The 19,285-nt window shown below is 59.6% G+C and carries 20 protein-coding genes; 15 read left to right on the top strand and 5 right to left on the bottom strand.

Annotated features, from left to right (window positions below):
• The first annotated feature begins 61 nt into the window (after nucleotides 1–61).
• The 10 genes from cyoE (at nucleotide 62) to THS5294_RS16315 (ending at nucleotide 8,972) form a co-directional block, all read left to right on the top strand.
• The gene (cyoE, locus tag THS5294_RS16360; RefSeq protein ID WP_058124573.1) at nucleotides 62–1,000 is read left to right on the top strand and encodes a heme o synthase; all 939 of its coding nucleotides are present in this window, start codon (nucleotides 62–64) and stop codon (nucleotides 998–1,000) included.
• Between the two features lie 4 nt (nucleotides 1,001–1,004).
• Nucleotides 1,005–1,193 carry a cytochrome c oxidase system small membrane protein gene (locus THS5294_RS16355; protein WP_038004607.1) on the top strand — a complete coding sequence of 63 codons (189 nt, stop codon included), beginning with the start codon at nucleotides 1,005–1,007 and terminating at the stop codon, nucleotides 1,191–1,193.
• The gene (locus THS5294_RS16350) at nucleotides 1,190–1,786 is read left to right on the top strand and encodes a cytochrome c oxidase assembly protein (RefSeq protein WP_072936591.1); all 597 of its coding nucleotides are present in this window, start codon (nucleotides 1,190–1,192) and stop codon (nucleotides 1,784–1,786) included. The genes THS5294_RS16355 and THS5294_RS16350 overlap by 4 nt, the downstream gene beginning before the upstream one ends.
• A 21-nt stretch (nucleotides 1,787–1,807) precedes the next feature.
• Nucleotides 1,808–2,611 (top strand): cytochrome c oxidase subunit 3, encoded by an 804-nt coding sequence (locus tag THS5294_RS16345; RefSeq protein ID WP_038004606.1) that lies wholly within the window; start codon nucleotides 1,808–1,810, stop codon nucleotides 2,609–2,611.
• A 75-nt stretch (nucleotides 2,612–2,686) separates the two neighbouring features.
• Nucleotides 2,687–3,352, top strand: coding sequence for an SURF1 family protein (locus tag THS5294_RS16340; RefSeq protein WP_058124572.1), 666 nt, complete (start codon nucleotides 2,687–2,689; stop codon nucleotides 3,350–3,352).
• Between the two features lie 16 nt (nucleotides 3,353–3,368).
• Nucleotides 3,369–4,766 (top strand): threonine synthase, encoded by a 1,398-nt coding sequence (gene thrC, locus THS5294_RS16335; RefSeq protein ID WP_058124571.1) that lies wholly within the window; start codon nucleotides 3,369–3,371, stop codon nucleotides 4,764–4,766.
• Complete coding sequence (locus THS5294_RS16330; protein WP_058124570.1) at nucleotides 4,763–6,025, top strand: M16 family metallopeptidase; 1,263 nt, start codon at nucleotides 4,763–4,765, stop codon at nucleotides 6,023–6,025. The genes thrC and THS5294_RS16330 overlap by 4 nt, the downstream gene beginning before the upstream one ends.
• Nucleotides 6,025–6,609: a GNAT family N-acetyltransferase gene (locus tag THS5294_RS16325; RefSeq protein WP_038004598.1), complete on the top strand. Its 585-nt coding sequence runs from the start codon at nucleotides 6,025–6,027 to the stop codon at nucleotides 6,607–6,609. Before THS5294_RS16330 ends, THS5294_RS16325 begins: the two co-directional genes overlap by 1 nt.
• A gap of 63 nt (nucleotides 6,610–6,672) precedes the next feature.
• Nucleotides 6,673–7,515 carry an MBL fold metallo-hydrolase gene (locus THS5294_RS16320; RefSeq protein WP_058124569.1) on the top strand — a complete coding sequence of 281 codons (843 nt, stop codon included), beginning with the start codon at nucleotides 6,673–6,675 and terminating at the stop codon, nucleotides 7,513–7,515.
• Nucleotides 7,516–7,556: 41 nt separating this feature from the next.
• Nucleotides 7,557–8,972 carry an FAD-binding oxidoreductase gene (locus tag THS5294_RS16315; RefSeq protein WP_058124568.1) on the top strand — a complete coding sequence of 472 codons (1,416 nt, stop codon included), beginning with the start codon at nucleotides 7,557–7,559 and terminating at the stop codon, nucleotides 8,970–8,972.
• A gap of 182 nt (nucleotides 8,973–9,154) precedes the next feature.
• On the opposite strand, the gene THS5294_RS16310 is transcribed toward THS5294_RS16315, so the two are convergent.
• The 3 genes from THS5294_RS16310 to THS5294_RS16300 are packed head-to-tail and all read right to left on the bottom strand — an operon-like array spanning nucleotide 9,155 to nucleotide 11,286.
• Nucleotides 9,155–9,694, bottom strand: coding sequence for an adenine phosphoribosyltransferase (locus THS5294_RS16310; RefSeq protein ID WP_058124567.1), 540 nt, complete (start codon nucleotides 9,692–9,694; stop codon nucleotides 9,155–9,157).
• A gap of 12 nt (nucleotides 9,695–9,706) precedes the next feature.
• Nucleotides 9,707–10,378 (bottom strand): DUF2927 domain-containing protein, encoded by a 672-nt coding sequence (locus tag THS5294_RS16305; protein WP_038004590.1) that lies wholly within the window; start codon nucleotides 10,376–10,378, stop codon nucleotides 9,707–9,709.
• Entirely contained in the window at nucleotides 10,375–11,286 is a 912-nt protein-coding gene (locus tag THS5294_RS16300; protein ID WP_370736588.1) for an S-methyl-5'-thioadenosine phosphorylase, read from the bottom strand. Before THS5294_RS16300 ends, THS5294_RS16305 begins: the two co-directional genes overlap by 4 nt.
• A gap of 169 nt (nucleotides 11,287–11,455) precedes the next feature.
• On the opposite strand from THS5294_RS16300, the gene THS5294_RS16295 reads away from it, so the two are divergent.
• From THS5294_RS16295 to THS5294_RS16275, 5 genes are all read left to right on the top strand, one after another.
• Nucleotides 11,456–13,042 carry a SulP family inorganic anion transporter gene (locus THS5294_RS16295; protein WP_058124566.1) on the top strand — a complete coding sequence of 529 codons (1,587 nt, stop codon included), beginning with the start codon at nucleotides 11,456–11,458 and terminating at the stop codon, nucleotides 13,040–13,042.
• Between the two features lie 77 nt (nucleotides 13,043–13,119).
• The gene (gene topA, locus THS5294_RS16290) at nucleotides 13,120–15,750 is read left to right on the top strand and encodes a type I DNA topoisomerase (RefSeq protein ID WP_058124565.1); all 2,631 of its coding nucleotides are present in this window, start codon (nucleotides 13,120–13,122) and stop codon (nucleotides 15,748–15,750) included.
• 168 nt (nucleotides 15,751–15,918) lie between these two features.
• Nucleotides 15,919–17,271 (top strand): MATE family efflux transporter, encoded by a 1,353-nt coding sequence (locus THS5294_RS16285; RefSeq protein WP_072936593.1) that lies wholly within the window; start codon nucleotides 15,919–15,921, stop codon nucleotides 17,269–17,271.
• Nucleotides 17,272–17,289: 18 nt separating this feature from the next.
• Complete coding sequence (locus THS5294_RS16280; protein WP_058124563.1) at nucleotides 17,290–17,886, top strand: nitroreductase family protein; 597 nt, start codon at nucleotides 17,290–17,292, stop codon at nucleotides 17,884–17,886.
• Nucleotides 17,883–18,581, top strand: a complete 699-nt coding sequence (locus THS5294_RS16275; RefSeq protein ID WP_058124562.1) for an EI24 domain-containing protein — start codon at nucleotides 17,883–17,885, stop codon at nucleotides 18,579–18,581. The genes THS5294_RS16280 and THS5294_RS16275 overlap by 4 nt, the downstream gene beginning before the upstream one ends.
• Here the strand turns inward: THS5294_RS16275 and THS5294_RS16270 are convergent.
• Nucleotides 18,535–18,831 carry a DUF1467 family protein gene (locus THS5294_RS16270; protein ID WP_058124561.1) on the bottom strand — a complete coding sequence of 99 codons (297 nt, stop codon included), beginning with the start codon at nucleotides 18,829–18,831 and terminating at the stop codon, nucleotides 18,535–18,537. The two genes, THS5294_RS16275 and THS5294_RS16270, sit on opposite strands and share 47 nt — an antisense overlap.
• Nucleotides 18,831–19,235, bottom strand: coding sequence for a methylmalonyl-CoA epimerase (gene mce / locus THS5294_RS16265; protein ID WP_058124560.1), 405 nt, complete (start codon nucleotides 19,233–19,235; stop codon nucleotides 18,831–18,833). Before mce ends, THS5294_RS16270 begins: the two co-directional genes overlap by 1 nt.
• Nucleotides 19,236–19,285 lie beyond the last annotated feature (50 nt).

The raw sequence follows: 19,285 nt of genomic DNA, 5'->3' as shown, positions 1-19,285 counted from the left end.
TGCTCTAAGCGCGGCGGCAAAAGCTGCCGCGCCATTTAACCCCGGATGGGAGCCCGCCGGCATGAGTGACGCAAGCTACACTACCCAAGTAGAAAGCCCCGAGGCCTCGTTCGGCGATTATTTCGCCCTGCTCAAGCCCCGCGTGATGTCACTGGTGGTGTTCACCGCCTTGGTTGGTGTGCTGGTCGCACCAACGGCGCTGCATCCGTTCGAATCCTTTGCCGCTGTTTTGTTCATCGCTGTAGGCGCCGGCGCGTCCGGTGCGTTGAATATGTGGTACGACGCGGATATCGACCGCGTCATGAAACGCACCGCGAAGCGTCCTGTGCCAGCTGGCAAAGTGACGGCACGCGAAGCTCTGGCCATTGGCCTGTTTCTGTCGGTCCTATCCGTTGTGATGCTGGGCCTGACGGCAAACTGGATGGCTGCAGGCCTGCTGGCCTTTACGATCTTTTTCTACGCCGTGGTCTACACCATGTGGCTCAAACGCTCGACACCACAGAACATCGTGATCGGGGGCGCTGCTGGAGCGTTCCCTCCGATGATCGGTTGGGTTGTCGCGACAGGCTCTATCTCTATCGAAGCGGCTTTGATGTTTGGCCTGATCTTTATGTGGACGCCGCCCCATTTCTGGGCGCTGGCACTGTTCATGAAGTCCGACTACCACCAAGCCAAAGTGCCGATGCTGACCGTGACCCATGGCCGCAAAGAAACGCGCCGCCACATCTGGTGGTACACTGTGGCACTGGCCCCGGTCGCCATCTGGACAGCACTGTCCTCGGTTGGTGGTCCGATGACACTGGTGGTGTTTACGGTTCTCAACGCGATCTTCCTCAAGGGCGCGTGGGACATCTGGCGCCGCGACGAAGCCACTTCTGAGGGCGACGAATACGCCGTTGAGAAGAAAGTCTTCAAATTCTCGATCCTGTACCTATTTGCGAACTTTGGGGTCCTCTTGGCAGAGGCCGCGCTAAAGCTCGCCGGTTTGGGAGGCTGGTAAGACAATGGCATTTCACAAAGATCACGAACTGCACGAACGCCGCTCCGGCCGGAACTTCGGCCTTTTGGCTGTTCTGATCGGGCTTGTGGGCATCGTCTTTGGCCTAACCGTTGTTAAGGTCACGAACGGTGAATTCGCCGAAGCGTTCGACCATGTATCGCGCCCCGCAATCACGGTAGAGGATACGCAATGATCCTGAGCTGGTTCAGAGGGTTGTCAGACAATGGCCGTGTCGTTGCACAAACGACTGCGGTGGTTATCGGCATGGGTTCGCTCGGCTGGGCCTCGGTGCCTCTGTACGATCTGTTTTGCCGCGTGACCGGCTATGGCGGCACGACCGCTATCTCGGACGGCTCCAACATCGAAGTTCTGGATCGGACGATTAACGTCCGCTTTGACGCCTCCAAGGCAAGCGATATGCCGTGGGAGTTCAAACCCGTCCAGCGTGAGATGGAAATTCGCATCGGTGAAACCGGCCTCGCCTTTTATGAGGCCTACAACCCGACGAATAAGCCTGTGGCCGGCACCGCCAGCTACAACGTGGCCCCATTCGCGGCTGGTCTGTATTTCGCCAAGATCGAGTGCTTCTGCTTTCAAGAGCAGGTCTTGATGCCCGGTGAGCGGATCACAATGCCCGTGACATTCTATGTGGACCCCGACATGGTGGACGACCTAGAAGCCAAAGGCATTTCCGAAATTACCCTGTCCTACACGTTCCACGTGACGGACATGCCCGAAGAATTCGCCGGTGTGACGACGTTCACACCGCAGACACAGACAAACTAAAAGAAGACCGGAGGGACACCCATGGCTGGTGCCAAAAATCACGACTATCACATCCTGCCACCCTCGGTGTGGCCCTTCGTGGGCTCTGTGGGCGGCTTTGTTATGCTATTCGGCGCGGTGCTTTGGATGCACGGCTCTGGCCCCTACCTGTTCGGCATGGGCTTTGTAGCGGTTCTGTTCACAATGTACGCATGGTGGGCTGACGTTATCCGCGAAAGCCACGCAGGCGATCACACACCCGTGGTTCAAATCGGCCTGCGCTATGGCTTTATCTTCTTTATCATGTCCGAAGTTATGTTCTTCGCCGCATGGTTCTGGAGCTTTTTCAAGCACACGATCTATCCGATGAACGAATATGTGGGCTCCACCTATGTGCCCCCAGTGTTCTACCAAGTTGATCCCCTGCACCTGCCGCTGATCAACACGCTGATCCTGCTGTTGTCGGGTGCTGCGGTAACATGGTCGCACCACGCGCTGGTCCACGGCGGCCCACGCCGCGACGTAGAGCATGGCCTGCTGGCCGCCGTTATCCTCGGCATCGTGTTCACGTTCTTCCAAGCCTACGAATACCACTACCTGTTGGTCGACCAAGACTGGTCATTCAGCGGCGACAAATTCTTCGCCAACTTCTTTATGGCGACAGGGTTCCACGGCGTGCACGTGATCATCGGGACGATCTTCCTGTTCATCTGCTACCTGCGCGTCCGTGCAGGCCACTTCACCGCCGAGCGTCACATCGGTTTTGAAGCCGCTGCATGGTATTGGCACTTTGTGGACGTTGTCTGGTTGTTCCTGTTCTTTGCGGTCTATATCTGGGGCCTCTAGGTTCGCCGCAACAACACGCAGCTTTTGCAGCGCGGGGGGAACCTCGCGCTGCTTTTCGTTGAAAGGGTGACATCCATGCGCTTTATCTTTCCTGTCCTTCTTGGCCTGATCGGCTGTGGTGTTCTGCTGTCCCTTGGGATGTGGCAGGTTGAACGCCTCGCGTGGAAAAACGCGATCCTCGCAGAGATTGACGCGCGCATCTTTGATGCCCCCGCCCCTCTGCCCGCCGCCCCCTCCGAAGAAGCCGATAAGTACCTTGCCGTCACCGCTTCCGGTACACTGACCGGCCCTGAGATCCACGTATTGGCATCCGCCAAAGGCCTCGGCGCAGGCTACCGCGTGATCCAAGCACTGGATCTGGACGGTCGCCGCATCATGGTCGATCTGGGGTTCCTCCCGCTTGAGCTAAAGGATGCAACACGCGCGGACCGCAACGTCACGGTCACCGGCAACCTGCATTGGCCCAATGAGATCAATTCCTCGACCCCGGAAACCGACACGAACCGCGCCATTTGGTTTGCCCGCAATGTCCCCACAATGGCCAACCATCTTGGTGCGGAGCCTACGCTGATTATTGCGCGCGAAACCACACCGACCCAGCGTGCCCTCACCCCCTATCCCGTCGACAGCGGCACCATTCCCAACGACCACCTGAGCTACGCGATCACGTGGTTCGGCCTCGCGGCTGTGTGGTTGGGGATGACACTCCTTTGGATGTGGCGTATGAGGCGGAAACCATGAAAAACAGGCCTGTGTGATGCGATATATCTCAACCCGCGGCAACGCCCCCGCTCTGAGCTTTGAAGACACGATGCTGACGGGCCTTGCCCGGGATGGCGGGCTGTACGTCCCCGAGACAATCCCAACGCTCAGCCATGGTGATATCGCGGCAATGGCGGGCTTGTCGTATGAAGAAATCGCCTTTCGGGTCATGCGCCCCTTCGTCGGTGATACCTTCACGGACGAAGTCTTTGCGGACCTGATCGCCAAGGCCTATGCGGGCTTTGGGCATGATGCCCGCGCGCCCCTTGTGCAACTGGCGCCGAACCATTTCCTGCTGGAACTGTTCCACGGTCCAACACTGGCGTTCAAAGACTTTGCGATGCAGCTGATCGGTCAGATGTTCCAAGAAGCCCTGAGCCGCAGTGGCAAGCGCGTGACTATCGTCGGCGCGACCTCAGGCGACACTGGCTCTGCCGCGATTGAGGCGTTTCGTGGCCTGTCGAATGTGGATGTGTTCATCCTCTATCCCCATGGCCGTGTCTCTGAGGTGCAGCGCCGTCAGATGACCACCCCGACCGAGGATAACGTCCACGCCCTCGCACTAACGGGTGATTTCGATGATTGCCAAGCGCGCCTGAAGGATATGTTCAACGACTTCGACTTCCGCGATGGCGTGCGGTTGGCTGGCGTGAATTCCATCAACTGGGCCCGGGTTCTGGCGCAGGTCGTATACTATTTCTCCTCCGCGATATCGCTTGGTGCGCCGCACCGCCCCATCAGCTTTACGGTGCCCACGGGCAACTTTGGCGACATCTTCGCGGGCTACATCGCCAAGCGCATGGGCCTGCCCATCGAAAAACTGGTCGTGGCGACGAACCAAAACGACATCCTGCACCGCTGCCTTATGACTGGCGGTTATGTGACCGACAGCGTGATCCCCTCGATCAGCCCGTCGATGGACATTCAGGTGTCTTCCAACTTTGAGCGCGCATTGTTCGACGCATATGACCGCGATGGCGCGGCCGTTTCGCAATTGATGGCGGAGCTAAAGGCGGGGGGGTTCCATGTCTCCCAAGGTGCGCTTGAAACTTTGCGCGATATCTACGCCTCGGGCCGTGTGTCAGAGGAAGATACATCTGCGATGATCACAGATGCCTTGGCCCGCACGGGCGAGGTGCTTTGCCCCCACTCGGCCATTGGTGTGAAGGTCGCCGAAGACCACCAAGGCGCCACGCCGATGGTCACACTGGCCACCGCGCACCCTGCGAAATTCCCCGCCGCCGTCAAAGACGCGACCGGGCACCACCCCGCGCTACCGCCCCGCATGGCCGATCTGTTTGACCGGCCTGAACGCGTGACCCGCGTCGAGAATGATCTCACCGACCTCGAAGAGCTGATCCGCGATCGGATCAGCGTAGGAACCCATCAATGAGCACGCAAGTTCACCGCCTTTCCAACGGCTTTCGCGTTGTAACGGAATACATGCCGGGGCTGCAATCTGCGGCCGTTGGTATCTGGGTCAGCGCTGGGGGCCGCCATGAGCGGTTGGAGCAGAACGGCATCGCCCACTTCCTAGAGCATATGGCGTTCAAGGGCACGGCACGGCGCAGCGCGCTGCAAATCGCCGAGGAAATTGAGGACGTAGGCGGCTACATCAACGCCTACACCTCCCGTGAGGTAACGGCCTATTATGCCCGCGTGCTCAAGGATGATGTGCCACTGGCCGTTGACCTAATCTCGGACATTCTGCTGAACCCCACCTTTGACGAGCGTGAGATTGAGGTTGAGCGCGGCGTGATCTTGCAAGAGATCGGGCAGTCGCTGGATACGCCCGACGACATTATCTTTGATTGGCTGCAAGAGGCCGCCTACCCCGAGCAACCGATTGGCCGCACGATCCTTGGCCCGTCCGAGCGGGTAAAGGCCTTTGGTCGCACGGACCTGTCGGGTTTTGTGAACGAACACTACGGCCCCGAACAGATGATCCTGTCGGCCGCCGGTGCGGTTGATCACGACGCATTGGTGCGGCTGGCCGAGGCGACCTTTGGCCACCTGACGCCGGGCACCGCAGGGTTGGCACAGCCCGCTCAGTTCAAGGGCGGCGCGTTCCAACAAGTCAAAACGCTAGAACAAGCCCATGTGGCTCTCGCGTTTGAACAACCCGGCTACCGCGACGATGAAATCTACACCGCGCAGATTTATGCGGCTGCCTTGGGCGGCGGGATGTCATCCCGCTTGTTCCAAGAGGCGCGCGAAAAACGCGGCCTGTGCTACACGATTTTTGCTCAAGTCGGCGCATTTAACGACAGCGGTATGATGACGGTCTATGCGGGCACCGGCGCTGAGGATGTGGCCGGCCTGACCCACCTTATCATTGATGAGTTGAAGCGCGCAGGCGACGACATCTCGGCCGTTGAAGTTGATCGCGCACGCGCACAGATGAAGGCGGGCATGCTGATGGGTCTCGAAAGTCCCTCGTCACGTGCGGAACGTTTGGCCCGTGTGGTCGCGATCTGGGACCGGGTGCCGCCGCTTGAGGAATCCGTGGCCAAAATCGACGCTGTGGATGCCGCCGCTGTTCGCGCCCATGCCGCCGCCCTTTGCGCCAAGGCCACACCAGCGATCGCAAGCTATGGCCCCGTCGGTGACATGCCACACCGCGACGCCCTCGTGGAGCGGCTGATCGCCTAATGCTGGGCCGCACGCGGAAAGTCAGGATCGAGACTGAGCGCATGACGCTCCGCCTGCCTGCGCACAGTGACTTTCGTGCCTGGACGGGTTTGCGCGCGCAGTCGGCCGACTTCCTACAACCGTGGGAGCCGGCTTGGGCCGCTGATCACCTGACCCGCAAGGCGTTCACCAACCGCATCTATTGGGCCCAGCGCGCGTGGACGAGCGGTTCGGCCATGGCCCTATTCCTTGAACGCCGCCAAGACGGGGCGCTTATGGGCGCCCTCACACTGGACAATATCCGCCGGGGGCCCGCGCAATCGGGCACCTTGGGCTATTGGATCGGTGCACCCTTTGCCCGCCAAGGCTATATGTCCGAGGCGATTAAGGCGACTGTGCATCACGCGTTCCATGCCCTCGACCTGAGCCGGATTGAGGCCGCATGTTTGCCCGAAAACACCCCGTCGCGCGGGGTGCTCGAACATTGTGGGTTCAAGTACGAAGGCGTTGCGCAGAGCTATCTACAAATCGCGAACCGTTGGCGCACCCATGTGCTTTATGCCAACCTGCGCCATGACCGGCGGGGCCGCACAGACGCTGGTTAACGACCTGCAATTGCCTGTGGGCAGCACCGCTCTATCTTTTCGTCTGGAAAGAGGAGTGCCCCGATGCTGAGATTGTTCGCGACCTGCCTTTTGCTTGCCCTGCCGTTTACCGCCGCCGCGCAAGACCGCAGGCCCAGTCATTGCATCGCCATCGCTGACGCGGCACCGGGCTTGGAATACATCCAAAAGGCCGCCTACGGCACACCCCTGCCCGACGAATTCACCACCCGTATTCATTTCATAGACCATGCGATGTTCCTGATCGAAACTCACGGCGGGCTGCGACTGGTCACGGATTATTCCGGCTTTATTGGGGCTACCCCCATGATCCCGGACGTCGTCACGATGAACCGCGCGCACACAACGCACTTCACCGACTTTCCGGACCCTGCAATCCCCCATGTTCTGCGTGGCTGGTCGGAGACGCGCGGCATGTCCGCCGACCACCACCTTGATCTGGGTGAAGTCTTGGTCCGCTCAGTCTCGACCGATATCCGCAACCGATTTGACAATGGGCGAATTGAAAACGGTAATTCGGTCTTTGTGTTTGAAGTCGGTGGCCTGTGCATCGGGCACCTTGGCCACTTGCACCATGAACCCAACGCCGCTCAGTACGCCGCGATCGGACGTTTGGACGTGGTGATGGCCCCTATCGACGGCGGCTTTACTGTGCCACTCGAAACAATGACGGCGATTGTGGCCCGCCTTCGGTCCTCATTGGTCATTCCGATGCATTGGTTTTCACTCTCATCGCTTGACCGTTTTCTGGAGGGCATGGCCGCAGAGGGCTTCGTGATTGAACGCGATGGTGCGCACAGCATGGAAGTCTCCTTGCGGAACCTACCCTCACAGCCCACAGTGCGCGTGTTGATGCCCCAGTGGCTGAACGCCCCAACAAACGACTAAACACACTGGCCTTCCCTAACGAGCTGCGTAGTTCCCCACACATGACCTTGCATCCCTTTGATACCGCCGAGGCCGCGTTGCGCGCAGCCCTGCCCCCCGCCTGCTTTCGCGAACTAACACCCGCCTATCTGGAGGAGCCGCGTGGGCGCTACGCCTCTGCGGGGGGGCTGCTGATTGCCCCTGCCACTACGGACGAGGTCGCCACGGTTTTGCGCATCTGTAATGACGCGCGGGTGGGCGTGGTGCCATATGGCGGCGGCACAGGGCTGGTGGGCGGACAAATGGCCCCCGACGGCCCGATGCCGGTGATCCTGTCGATGGAGCGGATGACAGCCATCCGCCATATTGATCCCGATGGGTTTAACATGGTGGTTGAGGCCGGTGTCATCCTTGAGGCGATCCAAAAGGCTGCCGCTGATGCGGATCGGCTCTTTCCCCTTTCGCTGGCCTCACAGGGGTCCGCGCGCATCGGCGGCAACCTTGCAACCAATGCAGGCGGCGTGAACGTCCTGCGCTACGGCAACACGCGCGATCTGGTGCTTGGGATTGAGGCGGTTCTGCCCGACGGCACGATTCACCACGGGCTGTCGGCGCTACGCAAAAACAACACAGGGTATGACCTGCGCCACCTTCTGATCGGCTCCGAGGGGACGCTGGGCATTATCACGGCGGCCACGCTCAAACTGGTGTCGCGCCCATCATCGCAGGCCACTGCACTTTTGGCGGTGCCCGGCCCAAAGGCCGCGCTTGAGCTGCTTTCGCTTGGGCGGAAGCATCTGGGTGAGGCGATTTCTGCCTTTGAATTGATGCACCGTATGGGGCTTGATTTCCTTGCAGAGGTTGGCCCAGATGTGCGCGCCCCGTTCGAGACCCCGCCGGAATGGATGGTCCTGATTGATGTGGGCACCTCTGGCACGCTTGTGGCCCAAGACGCGCTGGAGGCCCTGTTTGCCGAGGCGTTTGACGGAGGGCTGGTCAGCGACGGGGTGATTTCGCAATCAGAAACCCAACGCGCCGAGTTTTGGGCCATTCGCGAACAAATCCCGGAAGCCAATCGCCGGATCGGCTCCGTCTCAAGCCATGATATATCCGTGCCCATCGCGGCCATCCCCGGCTTTATCGCCGAGGCGCCAGGCCGGCTGGCTGAACTTGGGGATTGGCGGATCAATTGCTTTGGCCACCTTGGCGATGGCAACTTGCACTACAACGTCTTTCCGGTGCACGGCAAATCCAGATCAGACCATGACAACCTACGCCCCGCGATCAAGGCCTGCGTACATGACCTTGTCCACGAAATGGGCGGATCAATCTCAGCGGAGCATGGGGTTGGGCGCACGAAGGTCGCGGACCTAGAGCGGTACGGAGATCCCGGCAAACTGGTGGCGATGCGCGCGATCAAGGCAGCCCTTGATCCGATGGGCATTATGAACCCCGGTGCGGTTCTGCCAGAGCGTTAACAGCTCCTAATGATCCGTATATTGCCCCTCAAAAAGCGACACGCTCCGCGGGGGGAACAGCGGAGCGTGTCTAGGATGGGGCAAGCAGCGGCAGTTGGGTGACTGCCACCCGTAAACGTTAGCGCATTATTGGTTAACGAAGCGTTACCATTACGAGAAAACGCGCGCGTTTTTGCAGATCGTTAAATCCCGTCGAAATCGCAGATGGTGTGGACATCCATGCCCATTCCCTCAAGCAGTTTGCGTCCGCCCAGTTCCGGCAGGTCGATCACGAAAGCACAGCCAATGACTTGGGCACCCAGCTTTTCGATGAGGCTGATACCCGCCTTTGCAGTGCCGCCCGTAGCTAACAGATCATCAACGACGAGGACATGCGCACCCGGCTCCAACGCATCTTGGTGGATTTCGACTGTGGCCGAGCCGTATTCCAGCTCATAATCTTGGGCATGTACGGCGCCGGGCAGTTTGCCCGCCTTACGCACGGGCACGAACCCCGTACCCAACTGGTGCGCCACCGCGCCGCCAAGGATAAAGCCCCGCGCCTCTAGCCCGACGACAGCATCAATCCTCTCGCCCGCGTAGGGGGCCAGCAATTGATCCACTGCCAACCGCAACCCGCGCGGATCAGCAAACAGCGACGTCACATCGCGAAACAAAATTCCCTCGTGCGGGAAATCGGGGATCGTGCGGATATAATCCCGCACATGCTTATGGTTGGCCATGAAACGTGCCTTTCACGTAGGAGGATAATGCCGGCGGATGGCCATAGCATCCTGACCGCGCAACCGCGTACCCGAGTTGCTATCCTCAGAAAAAACTGAGCGGCGATACACCGGTGAGCGGATGTCCGTCATCAGGCCCAGCGCCTGCACAACTTCCTCTAGCACCACAGACGCAATGGCCCGCCGCGGGGTGTCCACTGACATGGAAATCACCGCTTGGTCAATCCAACTGTTGCGGGCACGGACCATGACTTGGCCCAAGGACAAAACGCGCCCCTCCAGAACAGGCACGCCAGTGTTCTCCATCACCTCACCCGGACGGGTATCCAGCACGTGCATCGCAATATCCGGCGCGCTGTCATCGGAGGGGGCCGCCACCCGCAACTGAATACCGCCGCCGACTTTGTTGATCTCCGCGACGGCTTCGATCAGCGCGCGGGTATAAATCCGCTCCTGCCAAGGCGCGAGGGCCGGTGTTTTGGTCACGAAACCAACCCGCAGGGCGCTGCGCTTTTCCTGCGGCCAGTAGATCATCGGCTTGCTACAATCCGCACCGGGCGGAGCTGCGCAGGCCACCAGCCGGTAGAACGCGTCATCGCTGAGCAGGGCGTCAGTTTGAATGAATTCCTGCGCGGCCGCCGGACACGTCAAACAAACGAGGATCGCGGCTAGCCAATGCCTCACAGCACGCGTCCCGCAACCGCATCAAGCTTCGCCAAAACCGCAGGGTCGCGCTTGTCCGGGGCGGTCATAATGGCGTGTTCCAGTGCGTGATCGCAGCCATGGGCACAGACATCCCGCGCCCGCAACATCGCAGGCAGACGCGCCACAAGCCCGCGAGCGTTGGCCGAATTGGCCCCCAGCGTGGCGATGATATCGCTGATCTGCACGGCTCCGTGGTCGGGGTGCCAACTGTCAAAATCGGTGATCATCGCGACTGAGGCATAGCACAGCTCTGCCTCACGGGCGAGTTTCGCCTCGGGCATGTTCGTCATCCCGATCACATCCGCACCCCAACTGTCGCGGTACATTTTGCTTTCGGCAACGGTGGAAAACTGCGGCCCCTCCATCGCGAGGTACGTACCCCCATCATGGCACGTCACGCCTTGTGCGCGGCCCGCAGCGAGACACGCTTGGCGCAGACGTTCACAAACAGGGTGCGCGACGGAGACATGCGCCACACAGCCGGTCCCAAAGAACGATTTTTCCCGCGCGAACGTTCGGTCAATGAATTGATCCACCATGACAAAATCGCCCGGTGCCATGTCTTCGCGAAAGGACCCACAGGCCGACACGGCGATCACATCCGTGACCCCTAGCCGCTTGAGCGCGTCGATATTGGCACGGTACGGCACAGTGCTGGGCGAATGGACATGGCCCCGCCCGTGACGGGGCAAAAACACCATTTCAATCCCATCAAGCCGCCCGGTCAAAAGCGCGTCAGACGGCGCACCCCACGGCGTTTCGACCGTGACCCAAGCCGCATTTTCCAGCCCATCGATGTCATAAACACCCGAGCCGCCAATAATGCCGATCTTTGCCTGTCCCATCATCTGGCAGCCTTTCACAGTGTCGAAAATCGCGTGGAACATCGCCCAGAGCGGATCTCATTGCAACGCGTCCCTTGCAAGACACCGCACAGCCCCCGTTGCACCGCGCGCTCGCCGCTTGCGCACGCAAACGTTGTGTTTTTTGGGTGTTGTGTGTTAGGCGGGCGCCAAGAGATCACTCCAGACTATCATTCCCATAGGTTTTCGCTCTATGTCACGCACCCTCTTGGCGGCGCTTGCGCCCCGTTTTGCAACACCCTCCGGCGGCACGCCCCTCACTCCGGCGCAGATTCGCACCGACCTTTTGTCGGGCCTGACAGTGGCGCTGGCACTGGTGCCCGAAGCCGTGGCATTTGCCTTTGTGGCAGGGGTTCACCCGCTTGTCGGCCTTTATGCGGCCTTCCTTGTGGGCTTGATCACCGCTGTGATCGGTGGCCGTCCGGGCATGATTTCGGGCGCGACAGGGGCCTTGGCCGTGGTCATGGTCGCTTTGGTCGCGCAACACGGTGTCGAATACCTTTTTGCGACCGTTGTTTTGATGGGCCTGTTGCAGATAACGGCAGGCGTGCTGCGCTGGGGCAAATATATTCGCATGGTGCCGCACCCGGTAATGCTAGGCTTTGTGAACGGCCTCGCGATCGTGATTTTCCTTGCGCAGTTGACCCAATTCAAAACCGCTGAGGGCAATTGGATGCCCGGCAATCAGATGGTTGTCATGCTGGGTCTTGTCGCGCTGACGATGGGAATCATCTACCTGATGCCGCGCCTGACCAAGGTGATCCCGGCTCCGCTGGCCGGTATTGGTATTGTCGCGGCTTTGGTGATTGGCCTTGGCATTGACGTACCACGTGTGGGCGATCTGGCCTCGATTGAGGGCGGTCTGCCGCAGTTCCATATCCCCATGGTTCCGCTGAACCTTGAGACGTTCCAAATCATCCTGCCTTACGCGCTGATCCTTGCTGCGATTGGCCTGATCGAGAGCCTGCTGACCCTCAACCTTGTGGGTGAAATGACCGGCCAGCGCGGCGGAGCCAGCCAAGAATGTGTTGCCCAAGGCGTGGCCAACACAGTGACCGGCTTTTTCGGCGGTATGGGTGGCTGCGCAATGATCGGCCAATCCATGATCAACGTGAAATCCGGGGGGCGCACACGGATTGCGGGCATTGCGGCGGCCCTGTTTTTGCTGGCGTTTATCGTCGTGGCCTCCCCTGCGATTGAACAAATCCCACTCGCGGCCCTCGTGGGTGTGATGTTCATGGTGGTGATCGGGACGTTCGCTTGGAACTCTCTCAAAATCCTACGCAAAGTGCCCTTAACGGATGCTGTGGTGATCCTGTTGGTGACGGTTGTAACCGTGCTCACCGACCTTGCAGTGGCGGTTATTGTTGGCGTGATCGTCTCGGCCCCCCCCTACGCATGGCAAACCGCCCGCCGTATCCATGCGACAACCTACGAAACTCCCGAAGGTGCCAAGGTCTACCAAGTGCAGGGGCCATTGTTCTTTGGCTCAGCCACAGGCTTTGTTGAGATGTTCGACATCAAGAATGACCCCGGCATGGTTGTGGTCGATTTCGCGGGCTCGCGCGTGGCCGACCAATCCGCGTTGGAAGCCATCGAAAATGTCGCCGCCAAGTATGAAGCCGCCGGGAAACGCATCCAGTTGCGTCACCTGACCCGCGATTGCCATGCACTGCTGAACAAGGCCGGGCACCTGATGGTCGATAGCGATGATGACCCCGATTACGCCATCGCCGCAAACTATTCGGTGCGGACCGGTATCTTGGGCGGTGGACATTAGACGCAGTTGACTCTACCCCCCGAGGCACCACATGTTGCGCGGCGCAAACACTTTTCGCGCCCTGATTAGGAGCCCCCATGCCCGTTGTTGTTGTTGAATCCCCGGCCAAAGCCAAGACAATCAACACGTATTTGGGCAAGGATTACACCGTCTTGGCCAGTTACGGCCACGTGCGGGACCTGCCGCCCAAGGATGGTTCGGTCCTGCCCGACGAGGGTTTTGAGATGCTGTGGGAGGTCGCCTCTGACAGCAAAAAACACGTCAAAGCCATTGCAGACGCCCTAAAAGACGACAACGAACTGATCCTCGCGACCGACCCTGATCGCGAGGGTGAGGCGATCAGTTGGCACCTGCAAGAGGCCCTGACCAAGCGGAAGTCCATCAAAAAGGACACCAAGGTCAGCCGCGTTGTGTTCAACGCGATCACCAAGACAGCTGTCACCGAAGCGATGCAAAATCCGCGCGAAGTGGACCAACCGTTGGTTGAGGCCTACCTCGCCCGTCGCGCGCTGGACTATTTGGTTGGGTTCAACCTATCGCCCGTTTTGTGGCGCAAACTGCCCGGGTCCCGATCCGCCGGACGTGTGCAATCGGTTTGTCTGCGCATTATCGTTGAGCGTGAGATGGAGATCGAGGTCTTTAAGCCTCAGGAATACTGGACCGTAAAAGCCGTACTCGAAACCCCGCGCGGTCAGACGTTTGAGGCACGCCTCACGTCGTTTGCCGGTAAAAAGCTGGATAAGTTCAGCCTTGGCAACAGCACCGATGCGGAAATGGCCGTGCAGGCCATCACCTCGCGCGATCTGAGCATCCTGAGTGTCGAGGCCAAGCCCGGCACACGTAATCCCAGCCCGCCCTTTATGACATCGACCCTGCAACAAGAAGCCAGCCGCAAGTTCGGCTTTGGCGCACGGCAGACGATGTCCACGGCTCAGCGCCTGTATGAAGCGGGCCTGATTACATACATGCGAACAGATGGCATCGACATGGCGCCCGAGGCCGTGCACGCCGCCCGTGACGCGATCAAGGACCGCTACGGCGCGGAATACGTGCCCGGCAGCCCGCGCATGTACAAGAACAAGGCCAAGAACGCCCAAGAGGCACACGAATGTATCCGCCCCACGGATATGACCCGTTCCGCCGATGAGATCAAAGTCTCGGAGCCGGATCAGCGCAAACTCTATGATCTGATCTGGAAGCGGACACTGGCCAGCCAGATGGAAGCCGCCCGCTTTGAGCGCACCACCGCAATCATCGGTTCTGATGATGCTCAGGTTGAGATGCGCGCCTCGGGTCAGGTGGTGCTGTTTGACGGCTTTATGAAGGTCTACATGGAAGGCCGCGATGACGAAGTCGTGGATGACGACGACAAGCGTCTGCCCTCAATCCAACAGGGTGAGCCTGCCAAGAAGGAAAGCATCACCCCCGAGCAGCACTTTACCCAGCCTCCGCCCCGTTACACTGAGGCGACACTGGTTAAGCGCATGGAAGAATTGGGGATTGGACGCCCCTCGACCTACGCCTCGATTGTGACCACGATCCAAGACCGCGGCTATGTTATCAAGGAGAAAAACCGCCTGATCCCCGAGGATAAAGGCCGGTTGGTGACAGTGTTCCTGTCCAACTACTTCCGCAAATATGTGGGCTATGATTTCACGGCTGAACTGGAAAACCAGCTGGATGAAGTGTCCGCCGGTAATGCGCAGTACAAAGATGTGCTGAACCGGTTCTGGCGCGACTTTAAGGCCGCGATTGATGAAACCGCAGAACTGCGCATCACCGAAGTCCTTGAGAAAATCAATGAGGTGCTAGAACCGCACCTGTTTCCTGACCAAGGCGACGGCAAGCCACCGCGCCAGTGCCCGAACTGCGAAATTGGCCGTTTGTCCATGCGCACAGCGCGCGCGGGCGGGGCATTTATCGGCTGCTCAAACTACCCTGAGTGCCGCTATACCCGGCCCTTTGGCCCCCCCGGCATGGAAGACCCATCCGCAATCCCGCCCGAGGGCAAGCTGTTGGGCAGCGACGCCGACGACGAAATCCGGATCTTTAAGGGCCGCTTTGGGCCCTACGTCCAGCGTGGTGAAGTCACGGAAGAAAACAAAAAGCCCCCGCGCCAGTCTATTCCAAAGGAATGGGCGCCTGAGGAATTGACCCTTGAGCAGGGTGTGCAGTTGCTCGCGCTGCCGCGCCTGATCGGGGAGCACCCCGAAGATGGTGTCGCAGTCTGGGCCAATATCGGTCGCTATGGTCCATACCTGAAGCACGCTGACAGCACATCCAACCGGGGCGGCACCAATGCCAACCTCGAAGGGCTGGATGAGGTTTGGACCGTGGGCATGAACCGCGCGGTGCAATTGCTGGCGGAAAAAGTGGCCTCTCGCGGTGCGAGGGGGGTTGCGGCAACACCTTTGAAGGAACTGGGTGAGCATCCCGACGGCGGCGGCGCGGTGAACATCATGAAGGGCAAATACGGGCCTTACGTGAAGTGGGAGAAGGTGAATGCTACCATTCCCGAAACCACTGAGCCAGAAGACGTGACGATGGACTTAGCTGTGCAGCTTTTGGAAGAGCGGTTGGCCAAGACCGGAAAGAAAAAGCCTGCTGCCAAGAAAACCGCGGCGAAAAAGCCGGCAGCGAAGAAACCAGCGGCAAAAAAGAAAGCGCCTGCGAAGAAAAAACCAGCCGCTAAGACCGAAACGAAGTAACCGAATTGCGCGCCTACGGCGCATTACGGTGCTTTGGGGGGCGCTGCCCCCGCCCTTCGGGCTCCCCCGGAGTATTTCGGGAACAAAGGAGTCTGGTACGGGCTATTCGGCAATGGCTGCTCTGTGTCGGATCATATTGGGGCAAGCTGCATGTGCCCGAGGGGACGCATGTCTAACCCAAGCATAGTCCTAGATATCCGCGCATTGGCAAGGTTGAGCACGCCGATCATCATATCGCTTGCGGCCTCCATGCTAATCGGGGTCGTCGATACGATCATGATCGCGCCTTTGGGAACTGTCGCGCTTGCGGCAGCGTCGATCACCGTCTCAATTCAAGTGATCTTTTTTGCCTGTCTCTATGGGTTTGTTTCCGGCACCTCCGTGAGGATGTCTGAGACGTTCGGGGCGGATGATGCGGACGGCTTGTCTGAGGCGACTTTGGCGGGACTTGTGATCGGCGCGGGCGCTGGGGCCTTGGGTATGGGGCTGATGCTTGCGCTGAGGCCTGGGTTGGCATGGCTCGGTCAGCCCCCTGAGGTGTTGGATGCCCTTTCGGGAGGGTATTGGCAGGCTATGGCCGTTTTACTTGTCCCGTTTACGCTGTTTTACATGCTTAAAGGTTTGTTTGATGCGGTGGGCGCACCTTGGCTTGGAGTGAGCGTGGCCTTTGGCGCGGTTGCCCTAAACGTGCCCGCCAACTGGTTGCTGATCTATGGGATTGGTGGCTGGGACGGCTTGGGCCTATCTGGGGCGGCGTATGCCAGCCTGTTATCACAAAGTGCGTCATTGGGAGTAGCCTGGGCCTTGTGGCGCTTTGAGCCGGCGTTTGCCAGCGCGCGGCGTGTCGTTGCCCTAACCCGATCCGAAGTCCTACGTCAGCTGCGTGCAGGCGGGATGATCGCCACAGGCTATTTCAGCGAGGGGGCGGTTTATGCCTGCGTCGGTCTAATGGTGGGTTGGTTTGGAGCGGGCGCGCTGGCGGCGAACCAAATCGTTAATTCCGTCGCGACCGTCCTTTATATGGTGCCTCTCGGCATATCGATTGCAGTCTCGATTGTGGTGGGCCAAGCGCTAGGCGCGGGGCAGGATCACCGCATCAGGGGCATTGGTGTGGCCGCCCTGAGCCTTAGCGTTGGATGGATGGTGACTGTGATGCTTGGCCTTCTGATACTCGCAGGTCCAATCGCCGGAGCGCTGTCCGCTGATCCGGCGGTCGTGGCCTTGGCCACAACGCTGTTTTGGATCATAGCCGCCACACAGATTGCGGACGGTATACAAGGTACCATGCTAGGCGCGGCCAGGGGCATGACAGACAACAGTGTGCCTGTAGCAGCGACTTTGTTGGGCAACTGGGGCGTCGCCCTGCCGCTTGCCTATGGGCTTGGCGTTTTTCTGGACTGGGGCCCCGAAGGAATATGGATCGGCTACGGTCTAGGCCTCGCCTTTGCGGCCCTCCTCGTGAGTTGGCGGTTCTTTTGGAAGGTCAAACGCTTGACGCCCGCGCCAAACGCTCCGACATAAAAGCCATAAGGAGAGCCAATGCCCGATCAAATGCCCGCGCTACAGCCGCACCCCGATGTTCTTGAGTTCCTTGCGACACGTCGCTCCCGCCCTGCGAAGACGCTTGTGGCGCCAGTGCCCGAACGCGCCGTCGTTGAGCAACTCCTGACCATCGCGGCCCGCACACCCGATCATGGCAAGCTAGAGCCGTGGCGGTTTTGCGTGTTGGAGCGGGACGCCTGCGTGCGACTGGGGGCCCTGACCCGGCGTATCGGCGTGGCGAAGGGCATGGACGCGGATAAATTAGATAAGGCCAGCGCGCAGTTCGCGAATGCGCATCTTTGCGTTGCGGTTGTGGCATCCCCCAAAGCGTCGGAGAAAATTCCGGAAATTGAGCAAACCCTCAGTGCGGGCGCGGTGTGCCAACAGTTGCTAACCGCGGGGCTTGCAGCTGGATGGGGGGCATCTTGGCTGACGAATTGGATGGCCACGGACCGAGATTTTTTGAGCGAAGGCTTGGGCCTTGCCGCGCATGAGTGGGTTGCAGGATACGTCTATTTGGGCAGTGAAGGTGCGCGCCCACCTGAACGGCCACGCCCGGATTTGGCCGCCATTACCACGTGGCTGAGCGAATGATAAGCGACGTCACCAAGGCGATTGGTCAGCTACCGGATCCCCGGTTTCGCAATGTCTTGGTGTTAGGCATTGGCCTCGCTTTGGCCCTACTGGTTGGCTTCAGTTTTTTGTTCATCAAAGGGGTGCAGTGGCTCATCGGGCCGTCTGTCAGCCTGCCTTGGATCGGTGAGGTGACTTGGCTAGCCGAGGCCGCGGGATGGGCCTCTGTTCCGGTGGTGATGGTCTTGTCCGTGTTCTTGATGGTCCCTGTGGCCTCGGCCTTTACGGGCATCTTTCTGGAACGGATCGCCGACGCGGTTGAAGATCGCCACTATCCCGGTTTGCCCCCGGCATCAGGGGCACCACTCGCCACAGCCATTCGCGACTCAATTGGCTTTTTGGCACTGATCCTTGGGGTAAACCTGTTGGCACTGTTGGCGTATTTGATACTCGCGCCCCTTGCGCCCCTGATATTTTGGGGCGTGAATGGTGTGCTTTTGGGGCGTGAATACGCGCAAATGGTAGCCTTGCGCCGATTACCACGCGCGGAGGCGAACGCATTTCGCCGCCGCAATCGGTTTTCGATCTGGGCCTTGGGCGTGATCATGGCTGTGCCGTTGACGGTGCCTGTGCTGAACTTATTGGTCCCGGTGATCGGCGCTGCGGCCTTTACTCACTTGTACCATAGGGTTGGCCCCCACCGCCAAAGCGCGTGAACAGGTCGATATCGGCCAGCGTGATGCCCCCCGACAGGATCGTAACAACCAGCGGTAACCACAGCGCAAGCGCGATGAGCGTCGTCACGAGAAAGCGTTTGCGCAATTGCGGGTCGGCGGGCGCACCAGCATGTGTGCCGGGAACCACCGGTCCATCCTCCGCCTGCGAGGGCTGACGGATCACCAGCACGATCAACAACGTGATGAACCAGATCACCGCATACAGAACAATTCCGCTAAAAACGCCCATCAGACTTGTTCCAATTCCACTAGGGTGCCGGTGAAATCTTTGGGGTGTAGGAACAAGACAGGCTTGCCGTGGGCCCCGATTTTAGGCTCACCCGAGCCGAGAACACGCGCGCCAGAGGCCTGCAACTGGTCGCGGGCGGCAAGGATGTCGTCAACTTCGTAGCAAATATGATGAATGCCGCCAGATGGGTTTTTATCCAAAAACCCTTGGATGGGGCTGTTTTCGCCCAAAGGATACAGCAGCTCAATCTTGGTGTTCGGCAGCTCGATAAAAACAACCGTGACACCATGGTCAGGTTCATCCTGCGGGGAATTCACTTTGGCGCCAAGGACATCGCGGTACTGGGCGGCCGCGGCCTCTAGATCCGGCACGGCAATGGCGACGTGGTTCAAACGACCGATCATGGGAAAACTCCTTATAGCTTTGATCAGGTTATGGCCCCCCACAGTCCCCT

Source organism: Thalassobacter stenotrophicus (assembly GCF_001458315.1).
Classification (GTDB): domain Bacteria; phylum Pseudomonadota; class Alphaproteobacteria; order Rhodobacterales; family Rhodobacteraceae; genus Thalassobacter; species Thalassobacter stenotrophicus.
Note: the sequence above shows the minus strand (reverse complement) of the source record. Positions and strands in the feature narration are given on the sequence as shown.